General features: G+C 72.4%; 16 protein-coding genes and 3 tRNA genes. 6 read left to right on the forward strand and 13 right to left on the reverse strand.

Features of this window, described 5'->3' with window-relative positions; all coding sequences use genetic code 11:
- Nucleotides 1–13: 13 nt before the first annotated feature.
- A tRNA-Trp gene (locus tag ACYVJ3_RS02295) sits at nt 14–86 on the reverse strand.
- Nucleotides 87–207: 121 nt separating this feature from the next.
- Between ACYVJ3_RS02295 and ACYVJ3_RS02300 the strand changes: the two genes are divergently transcribed.
- Nucleotides 208–1,251, forward strand: a complete 1,044-nt coding sequence (locus ACYVJ3_RS02300) for an adenosine deaminase (protein ID WP_460850869.1) — start codon at nt 208–210, stop codon at nt 1,249–1,251.
- On the opposite strand, the gene ACYVJ3_RS02305 is transcribed toward ACYVJ3_RS02300, so the two are convergent.
- From ACYVJ3_RS02305 to ACYVJ3_RS02340, 8 genes are all read right to left on the reverse strand, one after another.
- Nucleotides 1,217–2,251, reverse strand: coding sequence for a UDP-N-acetylmuramate dehydrogenase (locus ACYVJ3_RS02305; RefSeq protein WP_460851094.1), 1,035 nt, complete (start codon nt 2,249–2,251; stop codon nt 1,217–1,219). The genes ACYVJ3_RS02300 and ACYVJ3_RS02305 overlap by 35 nt on opposite strands.
- 67 nt (nt 2,252–2,318) lie before the next feature.
- Nucleotides 2,319–2,489, reverse strand: coding sequence for a 50S ribosomal protein L33 (gene rpmG / locus ACYVJ3_RS02310; RefSeq protein ID WP_460850870.1), 171 nt, complete (start codon nt 2,487–2,489; stop codon nt 2,319–2,321).
- A 40-nt stretch (nt 2,490–2,529) separates the two neighbouring features.
- Nucleotides 2,530–2,606 (reverse strand) — tRNA-Met (locus tag ACYVJ3_RS02315).
- Between the two features lie 49 nt (nt 2,607–2,655).
- Nucleotides 2,656–2,727: transfer RNA gene (locus tag ACYVJ3_RS02320), tRNA-Thr, on the reverse strand.
- 61 nt (nt 2,728–2,788) lie between these two features.
- On the reverse strand, nt 2,789–4,186 hold the full coding sequence (locus tag ACYVJ3_RS02325) for an amidase (RefSeq protein WP_460850871.1): 1,398 nt from the start codon (nt 4,184–4,186) through the stop codon (nt 2,789–2,791).
- Nucleotides 4,187–4,206: 20 nt separating this feature from the next.
- Nucleotides 4,207–4,923 carry an LrgB family protein gene (locus ACYVJ3_RS02330; protein ID WP_460850872.1) on the reverse strand — a complete coding sequence of 239 codons (717 nt, stop codon included), beginning with the start codon at nt 4,921–4,923 and terminating at the stop codon, nt 4,207–4,209.
- Nucleotides 4,920–5,324 carry a CidA/LrgA family protein gene (locus ACYVJ3_RS02335; RefSeq protein WP_460850873.1) on the reverse strand — a complete coding sequence of 135 codons (405 nt, stop codon included), beginning with the start codon at nt 5,322–5,324 and terminating at the stop codon, nt 4,920–4,922. Before ACYVJ3_RS02335 ends, ACYVJ3_RS02330 begins: the two co-directional genes overlap by 4 nt.
- On the reverse strand, nt 5,321–5,866 hold the full coding sequence (locus ACYVJ3_RS02340; protein WP_460851095.1) for a DNA-3-methyladenine glycosylase I: 546 nt from the start codon (nt 5,864–5,866) through the stop codon (nt 5,321–5,323). The genes ACYVJ3_RS02335 and ACYVJ3_RS02340 overlap by 4 nt, the downstream gene beginning before the upstream one ends.
- A gap of 100 nt (nt 5,867–5,966) precedes the next feature.
- Between ACYVJ3_RS02340 and ACYVJ3_RS02345 the strand changes: the two genes are divergently transcribed.
- Complete coding sequence (locus ACYVJ3_RS02345; protein ID WP_460850874.1) at nt 5,967–7,100, forward strand: glycosyltransferase; 1,134 nt, start codon at nt 5,967–5,969, stop codon at nt 7,098–7,100.
- Nucleotides 7,101–7,220: 120 nt separating this feature from the next.
- Here the strand turns inward: ACYVJ3_RS02345 and mptB are convergent, their stop codons facing one another.
- Nucleotides 7,221–8,696 carry a polyprenol phosphomannose-dependent alpha 1,6 mannosyltransferase MptB gene (gene mptB / locus ACYVJ3_RS02350; protein WP_460850875.1) on the reverse strand — a complete coding sequence of 492 codons (1,476 nt, stop codon included), beginning with the start codon at nt 8,694–8,696 and terminating at the stop codon, nt 7,221–7,223.
- Between the two features lie 165 nt (nt 8,697–8,861).
- Between mptB and ACYVJ3_RS02355 the strand changes: the two genes are divergently transcribed.
- The 4 genes from ACYVJ3_RS02355 to ACYVJ3_RS02370 are packed head-to-tail and all read left to right on the forward strand — an operon-like array spanning nt 8,862 to nt 12,712.
- Nucleotides 8,862–9,983 (forward strand): glycosyltransferase family 4 protein, encoded by a 1,122-nt coding sequence (locus tag ACYVJ3_RS02355; protein ID WP_460850876.1) that lies wholly within the window; start codon nt 8,862–8,864, stop codon nt 9,981–9,983.
- A gap of 16 nt (nt 9,984–9,999) precedes the next feature.
- Nucleotides 10,000–11,430, forward strand: a complete 1,431-nt coding sequence (locus ACYVJ3_RS02360) for a UDP-glucose dehydrogenase family protein (protein ID WP_460850877.1) — start codon at nt 10,000–10,002, stop codon at nt 11,428–11,430.
- Nucleotides 11,427–12,224: an SGNH/GDSL hydrolase family protein gene (locus ACYVJ3_RS02365; RefSeq protein WP_460850878.1), complete on the forward strand. Its 798-nt coding sequence runs from the start codon at nt 11,427–11,429 to the stop codon at nt 12,222–12,224. The genes ACYVJ3_RS02360 and ACYVJ3_RS02365 overlap by 4 nt, the downstream gene beginning before the upstream one ends.
- A 17-nt stretch (nt 12,225–12,241) precedes the next feature.
- The gene (locus ACYVJ3_RS02370) at nt 12,242–12,712 is read left to right on the forward strand and encodes a nitroreductase family deazaflavin-dependent oxidoreductase (RefSeq protein ID WP_460850879.1); all 471 of its coding nucleotides are present in this window, start codon (nt 12,242–12,244) and stop codon (nt 12,710–12,712) included.
- 8 nt (nt 12,713–12,720) lie between these two features.
- Here ACYVJ3_RS02370 and ACYVJ3_RS02375 read toward each other — a convergent pair whose 3' ends face one another.
- The 3 genes from ACYVJ3_RS02375 to ACYVJ3_RS02385 all read right to left on the reverse strand — a co-directional run bounded on the left by ACYVJ3_RS02375 (nt 12,721) and on the right by ACYVJ3_RS02385 (nt 16,202).
- Nucleotides 12,721–13,098, reverse strand: coding sequence for a hypothetical protein (locus ACYVJ3_RS02375; protein WP_460850880.1), 378 nt, complete (start codon nt 13,096–13,098; stop codon nt 12,721–12,723).
- A 300-nt stretch (nt 13,099–13,398) separates the two neighbouring features.
- Nucleotides 13,399–14,817 carry an aminobutyraldehyde dehydrogenase gene (locus ACYVJ3_RS02380; RefSeq protein ID WP_460850881.1) on the reverse strand — a complete coding sequence of 473 codons (1,419 nt, stop codon included), beginning with the start codon at nt 14,815–14,817 and terminating at the stop codon, nt 13,399–13,401.
- On the reverse strand, nt 14,814–16,202 hold the full coding sequence (locus tag ACYVJ3_RS02385) for a flavin monoamine oxidase family protein (RefSeq protein WP_460850882.1): 1,389 nt from the start codon (nt 16,200–16,202) through the stop codon (nt 14,814–14,816). Before ACYVJ3_RS02385 ends, ACYVJ3_RS02380 begins: the two co-directional genes overlap by 4 nt.
- Nucleotides 16,203–16,213 lie beyond the last annotated feature (11 nt).

Consider the following 16,213-nt stretch of genomic DNA (forward strand, 5'->3'; position numbering starts at 1 on the left):
CGTCATCTCTTCGCAGGGCACGAGGGACTTGAACCCCCAACCCTCGGCTTTGGAGGCCGATGCTCTGCCAATTGAGCTAGTGCCCTTCAGGGGAGATCCGATGGGTCGTGCCGGGTTGAGGGCGCGACTCACCATGTGGAAAACCACCAAGGGCGAGTCTACGCACAGTGCACAACGCCGACCAATCGCGGTCCCTAGGATGATCGCGTGACCACTGGCCGGGACCTGCGCCTGCTGCCGAAGGCCCACCTGCACCTGCACTTCACCGGATCGATGCGCCACGCGACCCTGCTCGAGCTCGCCGAGCGCGAGGGCCTGGCGCTGCCCGACGCGCTGGTCGCGGAGTGGCCCCCGCAGCTCTCGGCCGCCGACGAGAAGGGCTGGTTCCGCTTCCAGCGCCTCTACGACGTCGCCCGTTCGGTCATCCACACCGAGGCCGACGTACGCCGCCTCGTGCTGGAGACGGCCGAGGACGACGTCGCCGACGGAAGTCGTCGCCTGGAGATCCAGGTGGACCCCAGCGGGTACGCCGCCCGGTTCGGCGGCATCACCGCGTTCACCGATCTCGTGCTCGACGCCGTCCGCGAGGCGTCCCGCGCGACGGGGCTCTCGATCGGCGTGGTGATCGCGGCCAACCGCACCCGTCACCCCCTCGACGCCCGCACCCTGGCCCGCCTGGCCGCGCAGTACGCCGACCGTGGGGTGATGGGCTTCGGGCTGTCCAACGACGAGCGGCGGGGCGAGACCGACGCGTTCGCACCGGCGTTCGCGATCGCGGAGCGGGCCGGGCTGATGCTGGTCCCGCACGGCGGCGAGCTGCGCGGCCCCGAGCACATCCGCACCTGCCTGCACCGGCTCCATGCGGGACGGCTCGGGCACGGCGTACGAGCCGCCGAGGACCCCCGTCTGCTCGACGAGATCGCGGCCGCCGGGGTCGCGCTGGAGGTCTGCCCGACGTCCAACGTGGCGCTCGGCGTCTACTCCGACCTCACCTCGGTGCCCGTCCCGGCACTGCTCGCCGCGGGGGCGACCGTCGCCCTGGGGGCCGATGACCCGCTGCTGTTCGGGTCGCGGCTGGCCGGTCAGTACGCCACGATGCGCGCGGCCCACGAGCTGAGCGACGAGACGCTCGCAGAGCTCGCACGGATGTCGCTGCGCGCGAGCCGCGCGCCCTCCGACGTGCTGGCCTCGGCGTTGGCGGGTGTCGACGACTGGCTCAGAGCGAGCAGCCCAGCATCACCGGCTCGTTGACCAGGGTGATGCCGTAGGCCCTCTCCACGCCGGCGCGGACCTCGCGCGCGAGGTCGAGCAGGTCCTCGGTCGTCGCGCCGCCGCGGTTGGTCAGCGCGAGCGTGTGCTTGGTGGACAGCGAGACCCGCTCGTTGCCGTGACCCTTGGCGAATCCGGCGTGCTCGATCAGCCAGGCGGCGCTGGTCTTCACGGTGCCGTCGCCCTGGTCGTACGCCGGCGCGCCCTGCGGCACGCTGGCCGGATCGACCACGGGGTTGGTGAAGAACGAGCCGGCGCTCCAGGTGTCGTGATCGGCCTGGTCGAGGACCATGCCCTTGCCGGCACGCAGCCCGAGGACCGCCTCGCGCACGGCCGCGAGCGGCGCGGACTGCCCCACCTCGACGCCGAGGGTGCGGGCGAGCTCGGCGTACGCGATCGGGACGGAGTCGGCGCCCACGGGGAGCCGGAACGTCACGTCGAGGACGACGTGACGCCCACCCGCGTCGTCGTACCGGTCTGCCTTGAAGCGGGAGTGGCGGTAGCCGAAGCCGCAGTCCGCCGCCTCGAAGGTGCGGATGCCGCGAAGCCTGCGGTCCCAGACACGGACCGAGGAGATGGTCTGCGAGACCTCCTGGCCGTAGGCGCCGACGTTCTGGATCGGCGTCGCACCGACCGTTCCGGGGATGCCGGACAGCGCCTCGACACCGACCCATCCGGAGGTCACGGCGTGCTCGACGAACACGTCCCACGGCTCACCCGCGCCGACGGTCACCACGACGGCGCCCGGCTCGTTCACGGCCTGGACCCCGCCGCCGACCATCTGGACCACGGTGCCCTCGAAGCCGTCGTCGGCCACGACCAGGTTGCTGCCGCCGCCGAGCACCAGGACCGGCTCCCCGGCCTGGTCGGCCTCGTCGACGGCCGCGATCAGCTCGTCGGCGTTGCGAGCGCGCACCCACCGACGGGCCGGGCCGCCGAGGCGGAGCGTGGTGTGGTCGGAGAGGAGCTCGGTCACGCGGATGACCCTAACGACAGAGGCCCGGTCCCTGGCGGGACCGGGCCTCTGCGAAAGAGATCTCAGAAGAAGATCAGCGCTGCTCGCGGTGAGCGGTGTGCTTGCGGCAACGGGGGCAGAACTTCGACAGCTCGATGCGGTCGGGGTCGTTGCGGCGGTTCTTCTTGGTGATGTAGTTGCGCTCCTTGCAGTCCACGCACGCGAGCGTGATCTTGGGGCGAACGTCGCTGCTCTTGCTGGCCACTGGAGTCCTCGGTTCTGGTTGGTGCTGCGGGGAAGAGTGCTGGTAGCGGGATGGGGGATCGAACCCCAGACCTCACGATTATGAGTCGTGCGCTCTAACCGTCTGAGCTACCCCGCCACAAGACAAGAGCGCCGGGCCGACGGATCGGCCGGCGCCCTGATCTCAGAGCCCCCTGTCCGGATTGAACGGACGACCCCTTCCTTACCATGGAAGTGCTCTACCACTGAGCTAAGGGGGCAACGCGGGGAAACATTACCGGCGTCGATCCGAGCCGCAAAATCCGGGGTCCTACCTGGGGTTCAGGCCGTGATCCGGGCAAAAGGACGGGCTTCCTCGAGCTCGTAGGCCAGCTCGATCAAGGTGGCCTCCTGACCCGCGCCGGCGCCGAACATCATCCCCTGCGGCAGGCCGGTGGAGGTCGTCGCGAGCGGCAGGGAGATCGCCGGGTCACCGGTCGCGTTCTGCAGGGGCGTGAAGGCCACCCACTGCAGCAGGCGCTCCATGATCACCTCGAACTCCTGCGTCGGGTCGAGCCACCCGATCCGCGGAGTGGGGATCGCCAGGGTCGGGGTCAGCGAGACGTCGTACTTCTGGTGGAACAGCGCCGACTCCGCGGTCGTACGCCGGAGCCGCGCGATCGCCCGCGGGAGCTTGTGCAGGTTGCGGCGGGCGTGACGGTCCAGGCCGAGGGTGAGGTTGTCGTGCTTGGCCTTGTCGAAGGTGCGGCCGTGCAGGAGTCGTCCGCCGCGGAGCATCGCCATCGCGAGGGCGCTCCAGTAGAGGAGGAAGTCGTCGGCGAACTGCTCGGTGACGGGCGGGTCGACGACCTCGACGGTGTGGCCGAGGTCTTCGAGGAGTCGGGCGACGTCCTCGGTCAGCGCCGTCACCTCGGCGTCGGCCGAGTGCTGGACGCCGGCAGTGTTCAGGGCGATCCGCAGGCGCCGCTTGCCCGGCCGGGTCAGGTCGCCGATGGGCGAGAGCTCGACGTTGCGGAAGGCCCGCTCGGACTCGCGCAGGAACGCCGCGGTGTCGCGGACCGTGCGGGTGACGACGCCGTCGGAGACGATCCGCACGGGCATGTCGCGGAAGGTCTTGTCCTGGGCGAAGCGGTTGCGGGTCGGCTTGAGACCGACCAGGCCGTTGACCGATGCGGGGATGCGGATCGAGCCGCCACCGTCGTTGGCGTGGGCGATCGGGACGGCGCCGGAAGCGACGAGCGCGGCCGAGCCGGAGCTCGATGCCCCGGCGGTGTGGTCGGTGTTCCACGGCGTACGGACCGGACCCAGGCGGGGGTGCTCGCACGAGGCCGAGAAGCCGTACTCCGAGAGCCGGCTCTTGGCGATCGGGTTCAGGCCGGTCGCCAGGAACATCTCCGCCCAGTCACCGTCGGCCTTGGCCGGCCGACCCTCCCAGGCGTCGGTGCCCTGCATGGTCGGGACGCCGCCGAGGTCGACGTTGTCCTTCAGCAGGGCCGGGACGCCGGCGAAGTAGCCGGTGTGCGGCTCGCGCGCCCGCGCGCGAGCGCGGTCGTAGAGGGAGACCGCCACCGGGTTGAGCTCGCCGGCGACCTTCTCCACGCGCGAGATGGCCGCCTCGACCACCTCGTCAGCCGTCACCGCACCGCGGTCGAGGGCCTCCACCAGCCCGACGGCGTCGTACTCACCCAGGGCGTCGTCACCGAACGCGTGCACTCGCATGGAGCGAGGTTAGTCGGGCGTCACCAGAGGACGAGCGCGAAGAGCGGAACCAGTCCGCTGATCGTCAGGGCGGTGAGCCCCATCGAGAGGCCGGCGAAGGCTCCCTCGGTGTCGTCCTCGCGCAGCATCCGGGAGGCGCCGATCCCGTGCGAGACCGCGCCGACCGCGAGGCCGCGGGCGCGGCGGTCGCGGATCCGGACCAGGTTGAGGACGGCCGGCCCTGCGATCGCACCGAAGATGCCGATGGTGATGGCGAAGACCGCCGCCAGTGGCGCGATGCCGCCGAGACGATCGGTGATGGCGAGCGAGACGGGTGTGGTGGCGGCCTTGGTGGCCAGGCTCTTCTGCAGCAGCTCGTCGGCGCCGGTCCAGCGGGCGACCAGGGCGGCCGACACGATCGACACGCTCGCGCCGGCGACCAGGGCGACCACCATCGGGATGACGAAGCCGGTCAGCCGGTGGGCCTGCCGGTGCAGCGGTACGGCGAGCGCCACCGTGGCCGGCCCGAGCCAGACCGAGATGACCACGGCCGCGTCCTTGTAGACGTCGTAGTCGATGTCGAGGAGCTGGAGCGCGATCGCGACGGTCGCGATGGCGACCAGGACGGGCTGGGCGAGCGCGTGGCCGCCGAGGCGCCTCTGCAGCTCACGGCCGAGCTGGTAGCCGCCCAGGGTGATGCCGACCAGGCCGAGTGGTGAGGCGAGGACGTCGTGGAGGACGTCGACCGGGTTGTTCACGACGCCTCCCCGGTCTGCAGGTCGCCGTGGGCCCCGGCAGGCAGGTCGTCGGGGGTCTTGCCGAGGAGCCGCTCGAGTAGGACGGCGGTCCACCCGACGACGACCAGCCCGAGGAACCACGAGACGGCCATCGCGAGCGCGATCGGCAGCGCGTGGTCGCCGATGGTGCGCACGTAGACGACGACGCCGACGCCGGCCGGGACGAACAGCAGCTGCAGGTGGCCGAGCAGCGCGGTCGAGGTGCGGACGATGGCGGCGTCGTCCGGCGTACGACGAAGGCGCAGCCACCCGAAGCACAGCAGCATCCCGATGACCTGGCCCGGCACCGGCAGGTCGAGGGACTCGGAGATGAAGGAGCCCGCGAGCTGGAAGCCGACCAGCCAGGCGAGCCCTGCGATCACGCGGCGCCCCGACGGAAGCAGGTGGTCAGGTGCGGGTCGAAGATCCCGATCGCCTGCATGAGGGCGTACATCGTGGTCGGGCCGACGAACACGAAGCCGCGCTTCTTCAGCGCCTTCGCCAGCGCGACCGACTCGGGTGAGGAGGCCAGCCACTCAGCTGCGCTCGCGGGCGCCGGCTCGACGTCGGGCGCGAAGCCGAGAACCAGCTCCTCGAGCCCCCCGTGCTCGCGCAGGTCGAGCGTGGCGCGCGCGTTGGTGATGGTGGCCTCGATCTTGCGGCGGTTCCGCACGATGCGCGCATCCGTCATCAGACGCTGCACGTCGAGGTCGTCGTACGCCGCGATCGCCTCGGCGTCGAAACCGGCGAACGCCTCGCGGAAGCCCGGCCGCTTGTTGAGGATGACCGCCCAGGACAGGCCGGACTGGAACGCCTCGAGGGTCATCCGCTCGAGGTACGCCGCCTCGCCGCTGACCCGGACGCCCCACTCGGTGTCGTGGTAGTCCCGCATGACGCCCGGACCACCGGCCCACGGGCAGCGCATCAGGTCGTCCACCGGACCATTGTGACGGCAGCGCCGGGTCGTCGCCGCACCTCCACCCCACCGTCGCGATCCGTTCACCGGCAGCGGGGAGCCTGCCCCCATGCGCATCGCCCAGCTCGCGAACTTCGTCGGCGCCTCCTCGGGCGGGATGCGGACCGCGCTCGCCGAGCTCGGCAAGGGGTACGTCGGCGCCGGCGTCGACCGTCTCCTCGTGGTGCCGGGCCCGGTCGACCGGGTCACCGAGACCGAGCACGGACTGCTCGCGGAGGTTCGTGCGCCCAGGGTCGGCGGCGGCTACCGGCTGATCGTCGAGCCGTGGCGGCTGGTCGAGGTGCTGGACAGGTTCGCCCCCACCTCGATCGAGTGGAACGACAAGCTCACCCTGCTGCCCGTCGCGTGGTGGGCCCGCCGCGCGGGCGTGCCGACGGTCTGCCTCTCCCACGAGCAGCTGACCGACATGTTCACCATGCGCAGCGGCCGGCCGACGACCTCGCGGATGTCGATCGCCCTGGTCAACCGGCTCGTGGTGCGCTCCTTCGACACCCTCGTGGTCACCTCGCGCTACGCCCAGCAGGAGTTCCAGCGGCTGGCCGATGCGGTCGACTGCCCCATCGAGCGGGTGCCGCTCGGGGTCGACCTCGACACCTTCCGGCCGGTGCCCGGCGACGCGTCGGGCCGCTCGGCGGACGAGCCGGGAACGCTCAAGCTGATCCACGTCGGCCGCCTGTCCCGTGAGAAGTCGCCGCACCTCGCGGTCGCCACCGCGGCCGAGCTGCACCGGCGCGGCGTACGCCTCCGGCTGGACGTGTACGGCGAGGGCCCGCACCTCGGTGAGCTCGAGGACGTCGCCGGGAGCGCTCCGGTGCGGTTCCACGGGTACGTCGACGGGCGGGCCGAGCTGCGCGACCGGATCGCGGCGGCCGACATCTCGCTGTCGGTCTGCCCGGGCGAGACGTTCGGCCTCGCCGTGCTCGAGTCGTTGGCCTGCGGTACGCCGGTCGTCACCGCCGACCGGGGCGGCGCGCGCGAGCTCGTCGACCGCACCTGTGGCGCCTGGGGTGCGCCGACGGCGCAGTCGCTGGCGGACGCCGTACAACGGCTCGCCGCGCGACCGGAGGCCGGTCGTCGCGCTGCTGCTCGGGTGCGGGCCGAGCAGTTCCCCTGGTCGCGGACCGTCGAGTCGATGCTGGCGATCCATGCCGGCGAGCGGGCTCAGCTGTCGCTGCCCGCCTGAGGTCTCGCAGGTTTCCCAAGGGATGCAGGGAAACCTGCGCTTCCCCATGGTTGCAACGCCTGGGAAGCGCAGGTTTCCCTGCATCCCTTGGGAAACCTGCAGCACGCTCGGCGCGATCCATCAGCCGAGGACGGGGACCTCCGTGATGCCGCCGATCCGGGTGCGGGCACGCCCGGTGAGCAGGAGCACCCCGGTCAGCCCGGCGACCAGCATGCTGCCGAGGACGATCGCCTCGTAGGCACCGTGCAGCGAGGAGTCGAGGGGTGCGACGAGGCCGAGCACGACCGACCCGGCGACCAGCGCCCGCGCCGCCGGCGGCGAGAGGCGCAGCGGCGCGAGGAAGGCCGGGATCAGCAGCAGGTACCAGAGGTGCACGACGGGCGCGAGGAGCACGAAGGCGCCGGTCGTGACGGCGACGGCACGCAGCGCGCCGGCGCGGCCGCCGGTGCGGGCGGTGAGCGCGACCCAGCCGATCATGCCGAGCGCGGCCAGCATGGCGATCGCCCGCACGGCGTTGCGGAACAGCGCGGCCGGGGTGTCGAGGCCGAGGAGACGGGCGAGGCCGTCGAGGGCTCCCCCGAGGAGCGTCGAGACCGAGAGCGGGGTGTTCACCTCGCCCGGCACCGCGAGCGCCGCGATCCATCCGTTGCCCAGCCCGGTCGCCAGACCGAGTCCGAAGAGCGTCGCCAGCGCCGCGAGGCCGACCTTGGCGAGCTGCCGGACCCGCGCGGACGTGCTCGCCGACAGGGGAAGCGTCGCGAGCGCGATGCCCACGCAGACCAGCCCGCCAGGAATCTTCACCGACGCGGCAAGACCGGCGATCACCGCACCCTGGAGCCAGCCGCGCTCGACGCCGACGACGAGCGCGGCGGCCATCAGGCCGACCATCAGCAGGTCGTTGTGCAGCCCGCCGACACCGTTCGCGAGCATCAACGGGGAGGCGACGACCAGGGCGCTGGCCAGCGCCGGGTTCACACCGGTCCACCGGGCGAGCCTCGGGACGGCCCACACCAGCAGCGCCAGACCGACCAGCGCGAGCAGGCGGTGGGCAAGGACCAGCACCCACGGGTTGCCGGTGAACCCGGCGACCAGCCTGCCGAACGCGAGCGGCAGCGGGCCGTACGGCGTCGTCGTGTCCATCCACATGGGGTCGACCGCCTGCACCACCGGCGCCATCGGCATCGGCAGGACCGGCCCGTGGGGCAGCAGCGCGGCGGGGCCGTAGGCGTACGGCGAGTACCCGGCATGCGCCAAGGCGCCCTGGGCGGCGTACGACCAGCCGTCGCGGGAGAACAGCGGCGGGGCCAGGAGCAGCGGCACAACCCACACGACGGTGGCGAGGCGGACCAGGTCGATGCCGTCACGCCACTCGCCGGCCGGGAGGTGCGCGACGTACCGGCAGAGCATCAGCCAGGAGTGCGCGAGCAGGCCCAGGCCGAGGAGCACGACGGCGAGACCGGCCATCCGGCCGACCTCGGCCTGCCGGAGCGCGGCGAGCGGGACGAGGGCGAGGACGGGCGCGCTCGCCGGCAGCGTCGAGACCACCAGCCCGCCCAGCAGGACCAGCACGCTGCCGGTCAGTCCACGGTTGATCACGGCCGCAACGTAGGGACCGCGGGTGCACGGACGGCGAACGCGCGTCGACCCCGGGTCGAACGCTGGTGACGCGTCCGGCAGCGGGCACCGAGCGGACGGCCGCGCTTCACCCGGCGCGACGCCAGGGGCCACCGACCGTTCACGCGGCCCGGCGACATTCGCCACGTGAAGATCGCGATCGTCACCGAATCGTTCCTCCCCCAGGTCAACGGCGTCACCAACACCGTCGTGCGCACCGTCGACCGACTCGTCGAGACGGGCCACCAGGTCGTCGTGATCGCGCCGGGCCCCGGCCCGACGTCGTACGCCGGTGTCGACGTCGTGCGCGTCCGCTCCGTCGCGATGCCGGGCTACCGGTCGTTCCGGGTCGGTCTCCCCGACCGCCGGGTCGCCGACACCCTCGCGGCCTTCCGGCCCGACGTCGTGCACCTCGCCTCGCCGGCGGCGATCGGCATGACCGGCCTGCGGGCCGCGGAGCGACTCGGCCTCCCGACCGTCGCGGTCTACCAGACCGACCTGACCGGGTTCGCGGACCACTACAACATCCCGGCGACGGCACTGATCGACCGCTGGACCGGCCGGCTGCACCGGCGCTGCGACCGCACCCTGGTGCCCTCCTCGGCCTCGCACGCGCAGCTCGCGGCGCTCGGGGTGCCGCAGATGCACACCTGGAGGCGGGGTGTCGACCTCGACCAGTTCGACCCGGCTCACCGGTGCACCGAGCTGCGCGCGACCTGGACCGGCGGTCGCGCCGACCGCGTCCTCGTCGGCTACGTCGGCCGGCTGGCCGCCGAGAAGGAGGTCCAGCGCCTGCGCGAGGTGGCCGACCTACCCGGTGTCGAGCTGGTGGTCATCGGCGACGGACCCGATCGGGGCCGCCTCCAGCGCGGGCTTCCGCACGCGACCTTCACCGGGATGCTGTCGGGCGCCGAGCTGGCGTCGGCGTACGCGAGCCTCGACGTGTTCGTGCACACCGGTCGCGCCGAGACGTTCTGCCAGACGGTCCAGGAGGCACAGGCGAGCGGCGTACCCGTCGTCGCTCCAGCCTCCGGAGGCCCGCTCGACCTCGTCGAGGACGGCCGGACCGGCCTCCTCTACGACCCGGACGCAGCAGGCGCTCTCCGGTCGGCCGTCGACGCGCTCGTGGGCGACGCCGTCCTCCGCGCCCGCCTCGCCGATGCCGCCGTCGACGCCGTGGCCGACCGCTCGTGGGCATCCGTGATCGACCAGCTCACCACCGTCCACTACCCCGCCGTGATCGGCGGACCCACGGCCCTCGCGGCCTGACCCGGGAGGAAGAACCATGACCCTTCGCATCAGCGTCATCGGCACCGGCTACCTCGGTGCGACGCACGCCGCCTGCCTGGCCGAGCTCGGCTTCGACGTCGTCGCCATCGACAACGACGAGGCGAAGATCGCCTCGCTCGCCCGGGGCGAGCTGCCGTTCACCGAGCCGGGACTGCCCGAGCTCCTCGCCAGCGGCATCGCCTCGGGCCGGCTGCGGTTCGCCACCTCGCTCGACGAGGCGGCCGACTGCGACGTCCACTTCATCTGTGTCGGCACCCCCCAGTCGGCCACCGGCCGCTCGGCCGACCTGACGGCGGTCTTCACGGTCACCCGGCGACTGGCCCGCGTCGTACGCCGCGACAGCCTGCTCGTCGGCAAGTCGACGGTGCCGGTCGGCACGGCCGCCGCGCTGCGCGACATGGTCGCCGAGACGGTCGCGGGCGGCGTACGCCTCGACGTCGCGTGGAACCCGGAGTTCCTCCGGGAGGGGTACGCCGTCCAGGACACCCTGCACCCCGACCGGCTCGTCCTCGGGGTGGCCGACGGCGGCGAGGGCGCTGTCGCGCTGCTCCGCAAGGTCTACGCGGCCGCGCTCGCCGACGGCACGCCACTGCACGTCACGGACCTCGCGACCGCCGAGCTGGCCAAGGTCGCGGCCAACTCCTTCCTGGCCACCAAGATCTCCTTCATCAACGCGATCGCCGAGGTCAGCGACCGATCCGGGGCCGACGTGGTCGCGCTGGCCGACATCCTCGGCGACGACACCCGCATCGGGCGGCGCTTCCTCGATGCCGGCGTCGGCTTCGGCGGCGGGTGCCTGCCCAAGGACATCCGCGCGTTCGCGGCCCGCGCCGACGAGCTCGGTGCGCGCGGCATCGGCCGCCTGCTGGGCGAGGTCGACGACATCAACGCGCGGGCCCGCAGCAGGGTTGCGGAGCTGGTGGTCGACGAGTGCGGGGGCGACGTGCGCGGCCTGCGGATCGGCGTGCTCGGCGCCGCCTTCAAGCCCGGCAGCGACGACGTGCGCGACTCCCCCGCGCTGGCCGTCGCCGCGGCGCTGAAGGCCGCCGGCGCGGAGGTCCGCGTCTACGACCCCGAGGCCGCGCTCAACGCCCGGGCCGTGCACCCACAGCTGACCTACGTCGCCAGCGTCGCGGCCGCCCTCACCGGAGCCGACGCCGTCGTGCACCTGACCGAGTGGCCCGAGTTCCGCGAGATCGACCCCGTCGCCGCTGCCGGTCTCGTACGCCGCAAGGTCGTCATCGACGCACGCAACAAGCTCGACCACGACCGCTGGGCCGAGGCAGGGTGGAAGCTCGTCGGCATCGGCCGCGGCAGCCGGCGTACGTCCAAGGTCGTGGGCGCCGGTTGGCTGATCGGGGAGGACGCGGCCGAGCCGAGGGCCACGCCTCGCGAACGGCTCCGCGCGCTCCTCGCTCGCGGGTGACCCGGACCCGCGCCGCCGCGACGGCGGGACTCGCCCTCGCCGGGACCGCGCTCGTCGGCGGGATCTCCGCGCGGCTGACGCTCAGCGCCCAGGCGCGGCTCGCTCGCCGGGCGATCGGCAAGCCGCTCGGCGAGCAGGCACCGCCGGCGGACGGCCGCTACAAGAAGAGGTACGGCGACCCGATCCGGCTCGTCGTGCTCGGCGACTCGATCGCGGCCGGGCTGGGCGCCACCAAGCGCAAGGAGACGCTCAGCGGCCAGCTCGCGCGACGCCTCGCGAAGCGGACGAGCCGCGCGGTCGACGTACGCTGCGTCGCCGTCGTCGGCGCCGAGACCTCGATGCTCGCGGCCCAGCTCGAGGCGCTCCCCGAGGGCCGCAGGATCGACGTGGCGCTGATCGTGGTCGGCGGCAACGACGTGATCCACCGGGTGCCACGCTCGGTCTCCACGGACGCGCTGCGGGAGTGCATCCTGGCGCTCCAGGCGCGCGGAGCGGCCGTGGTCGTCGGCACCTGTCCCGACCTCGGCACCGTGGTCGCGGTGCCGCAACCGCTGCGCTCCCTCATCCGCGCGGGATCGCGGCAGCTCGCCGGCGCGCAGCGCGACGTCGCCCTCGAGCTCGGTGCCGTGCCGGTGTCGCTGGCACGCCTGGTCGGCCCGCACTTCCTGGCCCGACCCGACGAGATGTTCGCCGAGGACCGCTTCCACCCCTCTCCTGCGGGCTATCGCCGCGCCGCCAAGGCACTTCTCGGACCGGTCGCCGAGGCACTCGGTGGTCCGACTCCGGTGGCGTGAGGCCTACCCTGCGGGGCATGGGCCTCTTCACGCCGATCGCGATCAAGCTCGGTTCGTTCTCCTGGATGCCGCGGCTGCTGCCGCAGATCACCTGGATCGACAAGCAGCTGCAGCGCTGGACGCGCGGCCGGGTCGGCTTCGTCGACCTGGCCGGGCTCCCGTCGCTGATGCTCACCGTCGCGGGGCGCAAGAGCGGGATCCCGCGCTCGACTCCCCTGCTCTGCGTCCCGTGGCGCGGCGGCTGGCTGATCGCCGGATCGTCCTTCGGCGCCCCGAAGCCGCCGATGTGGGCGGGCAACCTCCGGGCCGCCTCGACCGTGTCGGTGCGCTACCAGCGCCGCGAGGTCACCTGCACCTGGACCGAGCTGCTCGGCGCCGAGAAGGAAGAGGCGTGGGCGCACATGGTCACCGTGTGGCCCAACTACGACAAGTACGTCGAGTGGACCGACCGGGTCATCCCGGTCTTCTGGCTGCGTCCCGCTGCCTGAGGCTCACGTCAGGAACGAACCCAGAAGGGCCCGGTCATCAGACCGGGCCCTTCGGCGTACTTGCCGTGGCAGGTGAAGGAATCGAACCTTCGCCACCGGTGAAGCATGTGCTCGAGGGCCGCGGCACGCAGGTTGTAGGTGCGATAGTGGCCACGACATCCACCGGTGCCATCAGATAGGTCGCAGACCTCTCGGCGATCTGGGGATCCTCGCTTGCGGCCGTCGAACATGATCTTGTGCCGGTCGCGGTAGGCGCGCAGCGCGTCGACGTCGCCGCCCGGGTAGACCAGCACGTTGGCGCCGTCGGCGAGCAGCTCACGCGCAGCCGACTGGCCCGCGCGCACCACGCCGAGCTTGCGGGCGATGTCGCCGACGACCAGCAGCATCGTGATGACCTCGTGAGCGAGCCCGAAGAGCGGCCGCCTCGACGGTGAAGTACGTCGCGCCAGCAGGAACGCGAAGGTATCGGGGATGTTCGCGCCCCCGCTGTGGTTGCCCACGAACAGCGCCGGCTCGTCGACCGGGGACGTTCTCGAAGCCCTCGACCTCGGGCCGGTGGTAGATCTGCAGCACCAGCCAGAAGCGCGGCAGCATCCGGCGGATGAACTCCGGGTCGCGCCCCCGGAACCCCTCGGGGATCTTGCGGAGCCTGCGAAGCGCGAGCCGCATCCGCACAGTGTGACGGATCAGCCGTGCGCGTGCATCACGTGCTTGACGCGGGTGTACTCCTCGACGGCGTAGTGCGACAGGTCCTTGCCGTAGCCGGACTGCTTGAACCCGCCGTGCGGCATCTCGGCGACGAGCGGGATGTGGGTGTTGATCCACACGCAGCCGAAGTCGAGCGCGACGGCGCAGCGCATCGCGGTGCCGTGGTCGGCGGTCCAAACGCTGGAGGCGAGGGCGAAGTCGACGCCGTTGGCCAGCGCGATCGCCTCGGCCTCGTCGGCGAAGGTCTGCACCGTGATGACCGGTCCGAACGTCTCCTGCTGCACGATCGCGTCGTCCTGGCGTACGCCGGCGACGACCGTCGGGGCGTAGAAGTAGCCACGCTCCCCCACGCGCTGACCACCGGTGAGCACGCGGGCGTGCTCGGGCAGACCGTCCACGATCGCGGAGACCCGGGCGAGCTGGGCGGCGTTGTTGAGCGGGCCGTACGTCGCCTCCGCGTCGGCGGGACCGGCCGTGCGGAGCTCCCCGACGGCCTTGACGAGACGCTCGGTGAAGTCGTCGGCGATCTCGGACGCGACGAGCACGCGGGTGACGGCCGTGCAGTCCTGGCCGGCGTTGAAGAACGCTCCGACGCAGATGCCCTCGATGGTCGCGTCGACGTCGGCGTCGGCGAAGACCAGCGCCGGCGCCTTGCCGCCGAGCTCGAGGTGGGCCCGCTTGACGTCGGCCGCTGCCGCCGCGGCGACCTGCTTGCCCGCGCCGGTCGATCCGGTGATCGAGACCATCGCGGCGGTCGGGTGCGAGACGACGAGCCGGCCGGTGTCGCGGTCACCGCAGACGACGTTGAACACACCGGCGGGCAGTACCGAGGTCGCGATCTCGGCCATCAGGGAGGCGGTCGCCGGCGTCGTGTCGGACGGCTTGAGCACGACCGTGTTGCCGGCGGCCAGCGCGGGACCGATCTTCCAGATCGCCATCAGCCACGGGTAGTTCCACGGCGCGACCTGGCCGACCACGCCGACAGGCTCGCGGCGGATGTAGGACGTGTGGCCCTCGAGGTACTCCCCCGCGGCGGTGCCCTCGAGCGTGCGGGCCGCACCGGCGAAGAAACGCAGCTGGTCGATGCCGACGGCGATCTCCTCGCTGCGGGTGAGCTCGACCGGCTTGCCGGTGTTGCGCACCTCGGCGTCGAGCAGGTCGTCGGCCCGCGCCTCGAACGCGGCGGCGAGCTTGAGCAGCAGCCCCTGGCGAGCGCCGGGCGTGAGGGCGCGCCACGCCGGCAGGGCGGCCGCGGCAGCGGCGTATGCCGCATCGACGTCGGCCGCACCCGACAGCGCGGCGGTCTCGTAGACCTCGCCGGTGGCGGGGTCGACGAGGTCGCTGGTGCGACCGTCCTGCGCGGCGACGAGCTCGCCGTTGATGACGTTGTGGATCATGCCGTGGTTCCTTCCAGGATCTGCTGGGCGAGGAGCGAGCCCATCCGGACCGCGCCGTCAACGTGCTGGAAGCCCAGCCCGGCGACGTCGCTGCTGCCGAAGCGGATGTGGCCGACGGGCTCGCGCAGGCGGCTGCCGTAGCGGGTCAGGCTGCCGACGTCGAAGCTGGTGGCGTAGGCGCCACCGGTGAGCTCCTGGTCCTGCCAGTCGCTCTCGACGTACGTCCGCGGGGTGCGGGCGCGCTCGCCGTAGTAGGCGGCGAGGGAGTCGAGGATCCGCCCACGGCGCTCATCGGCGTCGAGCCGCAGCACCTCGTCGGCGCGGTCGCTGGCGACGAAGCCGACGACGGTGCCGGTCGGGGACTCCGCGCCCCCTTCGGACCAGGTGTTGTCGTAGACCTCGTGGACCAGCTCGTAGGGGCCGAAGCCCGTGCCGGACAGGCCGTCCTCGCGCCAGAACGGGGTGTCGTACTCGACCTGGACCTTGATCACCAGGCCGAAGGACTGGTGCTCTCTCGCGTGACGGTGCTCGGCCGGCAGGTCAGGGGTGATGCGGATGCGGCGTACGTGCGTCGGCGGCAGGGCCAGCACGACCTCGGACGTCGTGACCTCCGAGCCGTCGACGGTGACGACCGCGCCGCCGGCGTCGTGGCGGACGTGGGTGACGTCGGCGCTGAGCCGCAGCTCACCGCCGGCCTCGACGAACCGCTCGGCCAGGATCCGCGGGACGGACGCGAGGCCACCGGTGACGCGTCGGTCGAGGATGAAGTCGGCGTCGACCAGGTTGGTGAACGACCCGGCGCTCGCGCTCATCAGCACGGCCGAGAGCGCCGAGAAGGACCAGACCGGCTTGGTCAGCATCGCGGGACCGATGTAGAGCGCGATGTTGTCGCGCGCCTCCTGGTCGGTCGTCTGCGCCTCGAGCCACTGGGCGAAGGTGACCCGGTCGAGCTCGTCGGCCTGCGGGTGCTCCCAGGGGCGGTCGGGGTCCATGTCCGCGGCGAGCTTGTCGAGCACGCCGATGAGGCGGTCGATCTCGGCGTTGGTCTCCTCGCTGAGCGGGAGGTCCTCACCGGTGAACCGGCGCGGCGTGCGGTCGGCGCCGACGTACAGCGAGGCGCCCTCGCGGTAGCGGTGGTACGTCTGCAGCCCGAGCTCGTCGAGCAGCTCGATGAGCGCCGTCTGGTCCGGCGAGACCCACTGGCCGCCGATCTCGAAGGAGGAGTCGTTGTGGCCGTCGGTGCGCAGGCGGCCGCCGACGCGGTCGCGCGCCTCGAGGACGACCACGCGCCGGCCGGCCTGGACGAGGCGGTACGCCGCCGTCAGGCCGGTCGCGCCGGCGCCGACGATCACCGTGTCGTAGCTGCTGTTGGTCGAGCTGGTCATGGCGGTTCTCC

It is taken from the genome of Nocardioides montaniterrae (assembly GCF_054782655.1).

What these genes read in the sequence shown, in the direction of transcription:
- ACYVJ3_RS02340 (WP_460851095.1), bottom strand. Translation starts at nt 5,866, where the DNA reads ATGCGCTGCCCGTGGGCCGGTGGTCCGGGCGTCATGCGGGACTACCAC.
- ACYVJ3_RS02325 (WP_460850871.1), bottom strand. Translation starts at nt 4,186, where the DNA reads ATGCGAGTGCACGCGTTCGGTGACGACGCCCTGGGTGAGTACGACGCC.
- ACYVJ3_RS02385 (WP_460850882.1), bottom strand. Translation starts at nt 16,202, where the DNA reads ATGACCAGCTCGACCAACAGCAGCTACGACACGGTGATCGTCGGCGCC.
- ACYVJ3_RS02370 (WP_460850879.1), top strand. Translation starts at nt 12,242, where the DNA reads ATGGGCCTCTTCACGCCGATCGCGATCAAGCTCGGTTCGTTCTCCTGG.
- ACYVJ3_RS02360 (WP_460850877.1), top strand. Translation starts at nt 10,000, where the DNA reads ATGACCCTTCGCATCAGCGTCATCGGCACCGGCTACCTCGGTGCGACG.
- ACYVJ3_RS02345 (WP_460850874.1), top strand. Translation starts at nt 5,967, where the DNA reads ATGCGCATCGCCCAGCTCGCGAACTTCGTCGGCGCCTCCTCGGGCGGG.
- ACYVJ3_RS02375 (WP_460850880.1), bottom strand. Translation starts at nt 13,098, where the DNA reads ATGCTGCTGGTCGTCGGCGACATCGCCCGCAAGCTCGGCGTGGTGCGC.
- ACYVJ3_RS02380 (WP_460850881.1), bottom strand. Translation starts at nt 14,817, where the DNA reads ATGATCCACAACGTCATCAACGGCGAGCTCGTCGCCGCGCAGGACGGT.